The sequence below is a fragment of the Phycisphaerae bacterium genome (genome assembly GCA_035384605.1).
In the GTDB taxonomy this organism is placed as follows: domain Bacteria; phylum Planctomycetota; class Phycisphaerae; order UBA1845; family PWPN01; genus JAUCQB01.
The window spans coordinates 1-11795 of sequence record DAOOIV010000142.1; the positions used below are offsets into that span (position 1 = coordinate 1).

The 11795-nt window shown below is 62.2% G+C and carries 6 protein-coding genes and 1 tRNA gene; 5 read left to right on the forward strand and 2 right to left on the reverse strand.

What is annotated here, in order from left to right:
* The 3 genes from PLL20_19835 to PLL20_19845 form a co-directional block, all read left to right on the forward strand.
* On the forward strand, nucleotides 1–426 hold a 426-nt coding region (locus tag PLL20_19835), incomplete at its 5' end, for a hypothetical protein (protein HPD32252.1).
* Between the two features lie 195 nt (nucleotides 427–621).
* Nucleotides 622–695 (forward strand) — tRNA-Arg (locus tag PLL20_19840).
* A 299-nt stretch (nucleotides 696–994) separates the two neighbouring features.
* Entirely contained in the window at nucleotides 995–1273 is a 279-nt protein-coding gene (locus PLL20_19845) for a hypothetical protein (GenBank protein ID HPD32253.1), read from the forward strand.
* Nucleotides 1274–1686: 413 nt separating this feature from the next.
* Here PLL20_19845 and PLL20_19850 read toward each other — a convergent pair whose 3' ends face one another.
* Together PLL20_19850 and pgmB are read right to left on the reverse strand one after the other, a co-directional pair.
* Complete coding sequence (locus PLL20_19850; protein ID HPD32254.1) at nucleotides 1687–3063, reverse strand: VCBS repeat-containing protein; 1377 nt, start codon at nucleotides 3061–3063, stop codon at nucleotides 1687–1689.
* 207 nt (nucleotides 3064–3270) lie between these two features.
* Entirely contained in the window at nucleotides 3271–6228 is a 2958-nt protein-coding gene (gene pgmB, locus PLL20_19855; GenBank protein ID HPD32255.1) for a beta-phosphoglucomutase, read from the reverse strand.
* An 812-nt stretch (nucleotides 6229–7040) separates the two neighbouring features.
* Between pgmB and PLL20_19860 the strand changes: the two genes are divergently transcribed.
* A complete protein-coding gene (locus PLL20_19860; GenBank protein HPD32256.1) occupies nucleotides 7041–10271 on the forward strand; it encodes an acyl-CoA dehydratase activase in 3231 nt (1076 codons plus the stop codon).
* 113 nt (nucleotides 10272–10384) lie between these two features.
* Complete coding sequence (locus PLL20_19865) at nucleotides 10385–11407, forward strand: hypothetical protein (protein ID HPD32257.1); 1023 nt, start codon at nucleotides 10385–10387, stop codon at nucleotides 11405–11407.
* Nucleotides 11408–11795: the final 388 nt, after the last annotated feature.

The following is an 11795-nucleotide window of genomic DNA, read 5'->3' on the forward strand; positions in this document are numbered from 1 at the left end:
TCGCTCGGCCCGGAATCCTTTCCGGGCCACATTCTCGCTCGCTCGGCCCCGAATCCTTTCCGGGCCGTACCCGCTGCGGAATCCTTTCCGCCGTCGCCATTCATTGGTCACGGGTGCTGCGCAGCGAAGCAACCTCGCAGAGTCGATATTCCGGCTCCCCACACCGCCGAACCCCACCATGACATCAGCGATCTGGCCGGCCAAAGCGCCCAGACCGTGCTCCAATACGCTCGCAGCCACTGGGGGATCGAGAACAAACCGCACTGGTCACCGGACGTGACCTTCCTGCGAAACCGCATCGACCACTCGGCGGAGAACTTCTCCCGAATCCGCCGACTGAGCCTGAACCTGCTTCGCCGCGAGAAACCTTCAAGGGCAGCCTCAAAAGCAAACGCCCCCGGGCCGGCCTGCGGGAGGATTACCTAACCCGGACCGCCTTTTGCGGGCCGCAACACAAGTGCTCTGCGATCAAGAAACATGCGCGCAAAATGCGCACCAGTCGCGACGCAAGGGGCTAACCCGGGTCCTATGCCAGGGAATCTGGATACGATTGCCTTGGGCGGGACCGAGACTGGGCTGGACGCTCCGATATGCTTTGCGGTACCTTGTGTTCTGAGACGTGCGCCGGTAGCTCAGTCGGATAGAGCACGGGATTTCTAATCCCGCGGTCGGGGGTTCGAGTCCCTCCCGGCGCGATTCCCGCCCGCTTGCCTCCGTTCGAGCCGGGGCACGGGTCATAACCTTTCGGATCGTCCGTTCCCAGCGGGCCTTCACCGCCCTTCGGGTGTTTGCCTTGGTCCGGTCCGAGAAAGTCCAAAACGATCTCGCTCCTTGCGTCTCGAGCCGCAAACACCCCTTTCTCACCCCGCAGCCTCTTCGAGCCGATATCGCTATTGAGCGGGCATCACCGGGGTGCCCAGCCCGCGTGTCGCCCCCGGCAGAGAAGCCACGCCTGGAGGCATTGTTCAAGGGGATACACTGGGAAAGGACGGACATGCGACTCGGACTGGAAAAGAAAAAGCATTCTCTGTTGCGGACGCTCGCATGCCTCGCGACCGGCGGAATGGTGTTGTCGGTCATCGGCTGCGAGGGAGAGGTCGGCGGCGTTATGGTCGACGCCCTGGAGGCCGCTCTGCAGGCGGCTATCCCAGGTTTGATGGATCTGCTCAGAGCTGACGTGGTCAACGACGGCAGCGGCACGGGCACCGGTGGCGGTTCGTTGCCCACGGTAATGCACGAAGCGGTCCAGATGGTCCGGCTGATGCTGGCATAACCTGCGAATCCGCAGGTCAGGCAGGTCGGCCGTCGACTCCTGCCCGCAACAGCGGAACGGGCCGAAAGCTCCGCATTCTCACGATACCTCAGGCCGGTGGTTCCGGTTGATTGGGGACAGGCCTGTGCATGCACAATGCACAGGCCTTCTTCCTTTGGCCCGCCCGCCGGCAGGCGCGGTTGTACTCAACGATGACCGCGGATTCTGCGGACCTCAACTGCACGCTGTTTTCGGTTCGTGATTCGCCCCCGAATAGGGCTCGGTGCCGGATTGGAAAATCGGGTACCAGATCTGCCCGCAGAACCCTGAACCTACGAGCGCCAGGATTCGGTTGAGGCCGGCAAGTGACCCGACAGTGTCGGCCACGGCGCCATACTTCAGCCCTGCCGCATGCTCCGCCCGCCGCAGGCGCTTCAGCGAGCAAACAGATAGACGCCGTCCAGGGTTAATCCGTCGCGGTCGACCGGCACAAGGATGTCCAACCAGCCGTTTCCCGTGTAGTCATGAAACGCACACCGGCCCAACACGCCCTCAGGATCGGCCTTGAAGAGCGCAGTGCCTGTCCACGGATTGAAGAGGTTGGCGGTCCGCTGGAACTCATAGGCATAGCCGTCGCCGGTTACGAAGACCTCAACCTCTCCGTCGCTGTCCAGGTCGAGTACGCGGAGCTGATTGAATTCGATGGTCTGCGACTGCCCGTCGACCTCGATGTCGCTGATCAGACCGATGTTGTACACGTACCACGGCACCTGCGGCGCGCTCGGAGCGAGATTGGCCGGTCCGGGACTGCGGAACCATTGGATCAGCGAGTAGGCGCTGCCGGCCACCACCACATCGGGCGAGCCGTCTTCGTTGATGTCGCCGACGTCAATGTAGTCTGCGCCGCCTGTCTGCTCGCCGATCAGCACCGATGTCCAGGTGGTTCCGTTGTTCTCATTTCGGAGCCAGTGGAGGTTCCATGTCTTCGCTTCCGGCACCGCCGCCACGATATCCATATCTCCGTCGTTGTCCATGTCGGCGACCGCCAGGTCGGAGTAAGTCAGTACGTCGCTGTCGGCCACCAGGGGATTCCATGCGGCCGGATTGGCCGCACTGTTGATTCCAGGATTGAGATACACGAGCACAAAGGTGTGGGGAGCCTGCGCATCGGCGCCCTTCGGTTTGGGCCCGTTCGCCGCAATGACGAAGTCCGGCAAACCGTCGTTATTGAAGTCTCCGATTTCCAGGTCCGTCGGGCCCGTCTGGTCGGAGCTCAAAAACATCCCGCATTCCGGGTTCTGCGGGTTAACGTGGCAGCCCAAGGGTGGCGCGACCCAGATCCAATTGGATGGATTGAGCGGGTCAGCGCCCTGAATGAGTAGAATGACTGCGGAGGGCATATCTACGTCCTTGGGTGGTACAAAACCCGTGTCCTTGACCAGGACGGCAATATCAAGCTTCCCGTCCCGGTTGAAGTCCGCCACGTCAACGTCATTCATGATCGCCAGCGGGCCGCCGCCGGCGATCGACAACAGGTCGAAGGCTCCCTGGCTGTTCAACAAATGAAGCTGAACAGGCTGGTTCTCGGACGACACCGAGACCAGGTCCATGAGGCCGTCATTGTTGAAGTCGCCCTTGGCCACCGCCGAGGCTCCGGCGGTCGCTTCCAGCAGCGGGTCAATCTGGTGGCCGTTCTTGCCGAGATTGAAGAGCCCGTCCAGAATGCCGGTTCCCCCGGAATCGGGCGAGCAGCCCGGCGTCAGCCCGACCAGCGGCACCAGAATGATAAGATGCGTGCGCAAAGCCTTCATCGAGTGGTTCCTTTCTTCTTTCCCGGGCGACGATCATGCCGGACCGCCGGGACGGCAGCCGCTGCGCGTGGAGGTGCCCGGAGTCCCTTTGACTCCGTCGGCATCACGGGCTCGCTGCTTCACTAACACGAGTGTCCCGGCGGATATCGGGCCGCTGGGTGCCTTGCCGGCCCGGTCGTTCACGTTATTGGGCCTGGGGTCCGTCCCCTAACGAACCTGCGATAGGGCGAGAGGATTCTGCGGCGATAACCGGATGGTCTGACCTCCGACGGCGAACTCAACGTCTTCTCCTTCCAGGAGGCGATAGGTGGCTCCGTCACGGCCAACGTCCACCCCGATCAGCCGACCACGGTAGCGCACCTTGAACCGGAAGGACTCCCACGCCGCGGGCAGTCGCGGATTGAACTGCAAGCCGCCTTCATAGTCCCGCATGCCCGCAAACCCGTTGACCACCGCCATCCACGTTCCGCCCAGGCACGCCGAGTGGACGCCGCCGGAAGTGTTGTCCTTGAAGTCGTTGATGTCCATCAATGCACTGTGGCGAAAGTAGTTATACGCGTCCTCCGATCGCCCGATCTCCGAGGCCACGATGCTGTGAATCGAGGACGAAAGCGACGAGCCATGGTTCGTCCGAGGCTCGTAATAATCGTAGTTGGCCCTCTTCTGCTCGATCGCGAACCGATCGCCGAGAACAAACATCAGCAGAACCACGTCGGCCTGCTTGGCAACCTGCATCCGCCACAGGTTCAGCGGGTGCGTGTGGTTCCGCAGGTCGGTGAACAGCGGCAGCTTGCTCATGTCCACCGGATCCAGGTACAGGAAGCTGTCGTCCTGCGCATGGATGCCGAGTTCCTCAGAGTACGGGATGTACATCTTATCGGCGGCCCGTTGCCAGAGTCGGCGCTCCCCGGGCGTCAGGCCGATCCGGGCGACCAATCGCTCAAACTCGGCGGGCCTGCAGCGCTCCATCTCGTCATAAACCCGGCAGGCGTAACGAAAATGCCATTGAGCGAGCATGTTCGTATAGCAGTTGTTGTTGATCCCGCAGCCGTACTCGTCCGGACCGCACACCACGTTGATGCAGAACTTGTTGTCGCGCAGCGGGATGAACTTGCCCCGGTCGGCTAGAAAGCGGGCAGTCTCGAAAACGATCTCCGCGCCGAAGTGACAGAGGAATTCCGTGTCGCCGGTGGCCGAGACGTACCGCCAGATCGCGTGGGCGATGTCGCTGACCAGGTGATACTCGGCGGTGGACGCCTCATAGACGACGCCGCATTCCTCGCCCGAGATCGAGTTCCAGGCATAAAGCGCCCCGACCCCCCCCATCTCCCGCGCACGCCGGCGGGCTTGATCCAACAGATGGTAACGGTACATGAGCAGCGGCCGAACCGTCTCGGGCTGCGTGTATATGAAATGGGGCAACATGTACATCTCGGTATCCCAGAACACGTGACCCCAGTAATGGTCGCCGGTCATGCCGCAGGCGCTGATGCTGCGATGATCGTCTTCCGGGTTGCTCTGCCGCAGGTGATAGATGGCAAACCGCACCGCTTGCTGATCGGCCGCGTTGCCGTCAATCTGGACGTCCGCCACCTCCCAGTACCGCGACCAGAAATCCGTTTGCTCACGCAACAGCGTCTCAAAGCCGTCGTTGACGTCGCGAATCACGCCCGAAACCGCCGTCGGAAGCAGGTCCCACAGCGGTGTCTCGATGCTGGTGTGAAAACAGGCGAACTTGTCCAGTGTGATGATCGAATTCTTCGCCGCCTGGACGGTGAACCGCTCGATGAATTGCCCGTTGCACTCCTCCATCGCCGATTGGCTCGAACGGCCGGCGCCCTCCAGGCGGTGAACGAACGCCATGGCCACGCGCGAATCGGCCGTCTTGGGCCGGCTCACGAAGTAACGCGCCTCGCCGGCGCTGCCTTGCTCGATAATCTCGATGCAATCATTCTTCAGCTCGCCGCTGCGAGCCTTGCCACGGACAATGCTCTCAAGAACGATCGGCCCCTCGAAGTTCAGCGACGCGACCTCATATCGAATCACCGCGCTGTGCCGTCGAGCCATGCTTACCAGCCTGGTCGTGCGTACGCGAACACGCTTGCCCGACGGGCTTTCCCAGACAAAGCCGCGCGTCACAATGCCCCGCCGCATGTCCAGTTCCCGGCGGTAATCGCTGAGCTTGCCGCTGAACATGCTGAAACGCTCGCCGTCGACGATGAGGTTGATGACCCGCCAATCGCAGATGTTCAGCATCACGTGCCGACGCTGCGGATAGCCGGGAAAGCTGACCACGTGATGATACGGCTCGTAATCATAAATGCCGTTGAGGAACATGCCCGGGTAGGCGAACTCGGCCAGGACCGGATCATCCTCCTCGTATGTGCCGCGCAAACCCATGAACCCGTTGGTCAGCGCCAGCAGGCTCTCCCAATACTGCGCCCGGTTCCGGTTGATCCGCGTCTCAGCAATGGTCCAAGGCTCGACCGGCAGCCGCGAGGGACGGCCGGCATCCAGCAAGGCGTCGATATCGATTTCGTCATAGCGGCTGATCACCTCAGGCGCGTTGGTCAGAATGTCCTTCGAGCCGACCCCCACGGCTTTCATCCGGGCGGCCAAGGCAGCCTCGATCCCGGAAAAGGCGTCCTCAAACACCAGGCAGTGAAACGGCGGAACCCCCAGACGCTCGGCGCCCAGTAGGAAAATCTCCGGATCGGGCTTCGCCCTGCTGAAGTCGTAACCCGTCACCACGGCGTCGAACAAGCGCCTCAGACCCAGCTTCTCCAGAACCGCTCCAGCGTTCTTGCTCGACGAACACAGCCCCGTCTTGATACCTCGCGCACGAAGCTTCTCGATGAACGGCACCACGCCCGGGTACAGATCGCCGTCGTTGATCGATTCGATCATCTGCTTGTAGTAGCCGTTCTTACGGGCGGCCAGCGATTCCTTTTCCGCATCGTCGATCACCACGTGGTTGTGATCAAGGATGATCTGCAGGGCGGGCATCCGCGGAATGCCGCGAAGCTGGTGGTTCAGCTCCTCATCAAACTGCCAACCCTGCTCATCGGCCAGGCGCTTCCAGGCCAAGTAGTGATACTTGTCCGTAAAAACCACGACACCGTCGAGGTCGAAAAGCACCCCACGAATGATATGCCTTATGCTCACCCGGTCATACTCCCATGGTCCGAGGTCTCCGCTTTGGGGCCAAGAATCTATCCGGAACCGCCCAAACGTGCCACCAAGCCCGCCTGATCGTGCCATCCGGAGACGGCCGGTCCAACGTGCCGTTCCCCCGCCCCCTTCGCGCGCATCCCCTGCGCCTCTCCCCCTCGCCGAGGGGGAGCCGGAGGGGGTCATTCTCTCCCCCTCACCGAGGCAGTCATTCTCTTTGGGTCTCCTACCTTCTGCCCAACCGCTCTGGCCCGCGGAAAACCGAAGGGGCTCGCAGACAGGGATCACGAGGCAGCAACGTGGCAAGGGAGCGAGACAGAAGGGCAGTGTGGCCGCAAGGCGGCGAGGCAGCAAGGAAGCAGAGCAAGCAGGCACCGCGGGTTCCAAAATAGGGACGACGCCCTCGTCAGCCTTGTTTCGTCGCCATGGCCCCAACACGCAAGATCCCGGCAAGACAACGCCCCGGCCAGGCACCTGCTCTGAACAAGGGACGGCGTCGCCCCCGCAGCACAACCGGGGCTGCTTCATAAATCAGCTCGAGGCGACAGGCACACCCATCAGTCCCAAATCGTTCTCTCCCGTGAACGTAAAACACGCTGAGGTCAAGGTTTTGGGGTTCCGTGTTTCATACGAGCGGTATCTGCGGACTTGGCCCCCAGACGCAATGCCGTCTCGCGCCGCCCTGTGCCCACTCACGTGTGGCCGGCAAGGGCTTGACAACCGCTTTGTTAGTGTTTACTATTTTCGCTTGTCTGAACGTGCCAAGTGTCGTCGTGTGGCGCGGCGGTGAGCAAGGCTGGGACTGCATGAGCGCGAAATTGGGCATCGATGTCGGCGCGGTGAGCGTAAAGGCCGCGATTCTCTTACCGAGCGATCAGGCGGAATCCGCCATGGCCGCCCTCGGCGACGGAGTCGGAGGCTTTCGCCGGTTACAGGTGCCCGCCGCCCGCACGGTACTGGTCGCCCCGTATCGGCGCACCCGCGGACGGCCTTTGGAGGCTGTGCGGCAGGTACTGCGAGAGCTGCTCGACAAACTCGGTGCCGACCGCATCGAAGCGGTAGCCCTGACCGGTTCGGGAAGCGGCTTGGTCGCCGCCGCGCTCGGGGTCCCGCGTTTCAACGAATTCCAGGCCATCGCCCGGGCCGTCGATCTGCTCCACCCGCACGTTCGCACCGTCTTCGAGATGGGCGGAGAAACCAGCAAATACATCCGACTCGTGCCGGATCCGGCCGACGGCCGATTGGGCATCGCTGACTATGGCATGAATGGCGACTGTGCCGCGGGAACCGGTGCCTTCCTGGATCAGCAGGCGTCGCGGCTTCAATACGAGGTCGAAGATATCGGCACGGTGGTCCAGGATGCCCGACGAACCGCCCAGATCGCCGGCCGGTGCAGCGTTTTTGCCAAGAGCGACATGATCCACGCCCAGCAGAAGGGCTTCGCTCCGCCCGAGGTACTCAAGGGCCTCTGCAAGGCTGTGGCCATGAACTACAAGTCCGCAGTCGTCAAAGGCAGGACGCCTGAACGCCCCGTGGCCCTCATCGGCGGCGTCTCAGCAAACACCGCTGTGGTCCACGAATTGGCCGAGGTGTTCGGCCTGAAAGACGGCGACCTGTTTGTGCCACCGGCCGCCGAGTCCATCGGCGCCATCGGTGCGGCCATCCTTGCCGGCGAAGCCTCGATCGCGGACCGCGTGGCCCTCGGCGGACGACTCTCCGAAGTCATCACCGCCGAGCCCGCGGGGCAGGATGGCCTTCCCAGACTGCCGCGGCTGACGCTTGATAAGGTGCAACTCCTGCGGGAACGCGTCAGGCCGTATGAGTTCCCGGAAAACGGCCAAGTCATCGACGCGTATTTAGGCCTCGATATCGGCTCCGTGGGAACGAAACTCGTCCTGATCGATGCCCAGGGCGAAGTGATCCACCACATTTTCACTCGGACCGAAGGGCGACCAATCGAGGTCGTAACCCGGTGCCTTCGCGAGTTGCGCGACGCCGTCGGCGACCGCGTCCGTGTTTGCGGCGTCGGTTCCACCGGTAGCGGCCGCGAGTTGATCGGCGAGCTCGTGGGCGCGGACGCCATTCATGACGAGATCACTTGCCACAAGACCGGCGCTGCCTTCATCGGAGACCGGCTCATCGGCAAACGGCCTGATACGATCTTCGAGATCGGCGGACAGGACAGCAAGTTCATCAGCCTTCAGCCCGAGGCCGGTGACTCGGCCGAGTCGGTGGTCGTCGACTTCACCATGAACGAAGCCTGCGCCGCCGGCACGGGCAGCTTCCTCGAAGAGCGGGCCGAGGAACTCGACGTCTCGATCAAAGGAGAATTCGGCCAACTGGCCCTGCAATCCAAGTCGCCAATCAAGCTGGGTGAGCGGTGCACCGTCTTCATGGAGCGGGACGTGAATACCTGCATGCACCGCGGAGCCAAACGCGAAGATATCATCGCCGGCCTGGCCTATTCGGTGGTATACAACTACATCAACCGAGTGGTCCGCGGACGAAAAATCGGCGATTGCATCTTCTTCCAGGGCGGAACGGCCTACAACGATGCCGTCGCGGCGGCCTTCAGCGCCGTGACCGGCAAGGAGATCATCGTACCCCCGCACAACGCGGTCTTGGGTGCGATCGGGGCGGCCTTGCTGGCCAAGGAGAAAACTCAGGCCGCCGGCAACGGCACTCGATTCCGCGGCTTTGATATGAACCGCGTCACTTACACGTTGCGAGAATTCACCTGCAAGGGTTGTGGCAACCACTGCGCCGTGCAGGAATTCAACGTCGAGGGCGAAAAGACCTACTGGGGCGACAAGTGCTCCGACCGCTATCGCAAGCGGGCCAAGACCGATCGCAAGCCCGTCATTCCCGACCTCCTCGCCGTGCGGCACGATCTGCTCCATGCGGACGATAACGGCGATCCTCCCCACGCAACCCTGACCATCGGCGTTCCGCTGGCGATGTACACCTTCGATCTGCTGCCGTTGTGGCGGCGCTTCTTCCGTGATTGCGGCTTCAAGGTCGTTACGTCCGAGCCGACGAACAAGATCACCGTGAAGGCGGGCACCGATGCGATTGTCGCAGAACCTTGCTTCCCGATCATCGTCGCCCACGGCCACGTGGCCGACCTGGTCGCCGGAAAGGTGGATTTCATCTGGCTGCCGAACATCATCTCGGCCGAAACGAAGTTCCTGGATAACGAAAGCCACGTCTGCCCCTGGGGCCAGACCCTCCCCTTCGTCGTGCGCCAGTCGCCGGCGTTTGCGGCGTGGCAGGATCGGATCCTGTGCCCGACGATTCGATTGCGCTCGGACACGACCAATCTGCGCGAGGTACTGCTTGACGTCGCTGTGCGCCTGGGAGCCCGGCGTCGCGTGGCTCAGCGGGCTTATGAGGCGGGCATCAATGCCTTGCGACAGTTTCGCGACCGCTACCTGGAGGCCGGAAGGACGGCCCTCGAAACACTCACGCGATCCGGCGAGACCGGCATGGTGCTCGTCGGCCGGCCTTACAACATCCACGATCCGGGCGTCAGCCTGGCGGTTGCCCGCAAGCTCCGGGACAATTATGGCGTCAACGTCATCCCGATTGATGCCCTGCCGGTGTCCGACGTCGATGTTCGCGACATCAACGACAACATGTACTGGGAATACGGTCGCAAGATCCTCGCCGCGGCAAGGATCGTCAGCCGGCACCCGAACCTCCACATCATCTACGTGACCAACTTCAAATGCGGGCCGGATTCCTTCGTCAAAGGGTTTGTCCGGTCGGCGTCGGGCGGAAAGCCGTTCCTGACGCTGCAGTTCGACGGACACTCCAACGACGCCGGCATGATGACCCGCTGCGAGGCGTATCTGGACAGCAAAGGGATTCTGCGATGGTGGCGAAAGCAGCAGCACGAGCCGACGGAAAGAGCCTCCAAGGACGGACCCTCTATCTCCCACAAATGGCCTACGCCGGTGCCCGACTCCTGGCCGCTTGTTTCCGTTCCATCGGGATCGAAGCGGTCCCCACTCCGGACTCCGATCCCCAGACCCTAGAGCTTGGCGGTCTCTACAGCAGCGGCGAGGAGTGTCTGCCCCACAGAATCACTCTCGGGGACTTCCTCCGAATCTGCCGTCGTCCGGACTTCGAGCCCGCCAAAACGGCGTTCATGATGCCGACTGCCCACGGCCCCTGCCGTTTTGGGCAGTACGGCCCCTATCTGCGCAAGCAGCTCGAAGAACTCGGATACGGCGAAACGATGGTCTTCTCCCCGACCAGCGCCAATGGCTACAGCGATATCGGCCAAGGCGCCGGGCAATTCATTCGCAACGCCTGGATGGGCGTCGTGTGCGGCGACATCGCCCAGAAGTTGCTGTTCAAGACACGACCTTATGAACTCCGTGCCGGCGACAGCGACGAAGCCTTCCGCGACGCGGTTGATCGGTTCGGCCGGGTCCTGTCAAAGCCGGACCTCAAGCCCAAACATCGTCTGGTTGAGTTGACGCAGGTCGTCACGCAGGTGCGCGACCGTTTTCGTTCGATCCCCGCGCGATACGAAAAGGGCAGGCCGCTGATCGGCATCGTCGGAGAGATCTTCTGCCGCCACAATACCTTCAGCAACGACGACCTGGCGCGCCGCGTCGAGAAACTGGGCGGCGAGTGCTGGATCTCCGATATCGCCGAGTGGATCTGGTACGTCGACTGGTACGTCAGAGACAGAATCGTCCGTTCCAACGGACGTCTGAATCTGGAGCTGTTCAAACAGTGGGCCAAATCGAAGGTCCAGCAGCACTACGAGCACATCCTGCTCGCCCCGCTACAGGAGGATTTTAGAGGTTTGGAAGAGCCGCATGATATCCGCGAGGTCTTGCAGGCCGGCGAACGCTACTTGCCCCCCCAAGGTTGCATCGGCGAGATGGTGCTAAGCACGGGAAAAACCGTCTACCTGCACCGCAAGGGTGCCGATGGTGTCATCGACATCAGCCCGTTCACCTGCATGAACGGCATCATCTGCGAGGCGGTCTATCCGGCGGTGAGCCGCGACTGCGACGGCATGCCCATCCGCGTCTTCTACTTCGACGGAACCCAGACCAACCTCGACCGTGACCTCGAAATCTTCCTCGACTTGGCCCGCGCCTACCAGCGCCGCAAGAAATACGCCCGCGTTTACTCGCACCGGTTTGACGACTGAGCGGCTGGCCCCTGCGACTCTTGTGAACCGCAACAACACTCTGTGGAGGACGAACGTCTTGCCGCTCGCGTCGACCCGCCGCAAGCCGGACCCATGTCCCTGGGCCCAAACCCGAAATCGCCCGATGCCCCGGAGGGGCACGGGTATGTAGCCAGGGACGCAAGCCCCTGGGACGTCTGCTCCGCTCCGATCCGCCTGTCCGGAACACCCCGCGTGTTCATCTCGCAGTGGGCGAACTCCGCCCACCGAAGGAATGGCTGACAGCTAATATCTGACAACTTGTGAAACGAAGGAGCCGCCAATGTCCACAAAGAAATCCGCCAACCCAACCTCCCTGTCGGCGCCGGTCTGAACATGCTGTAAATCGGCCGGTTTGATGATGCGGTGA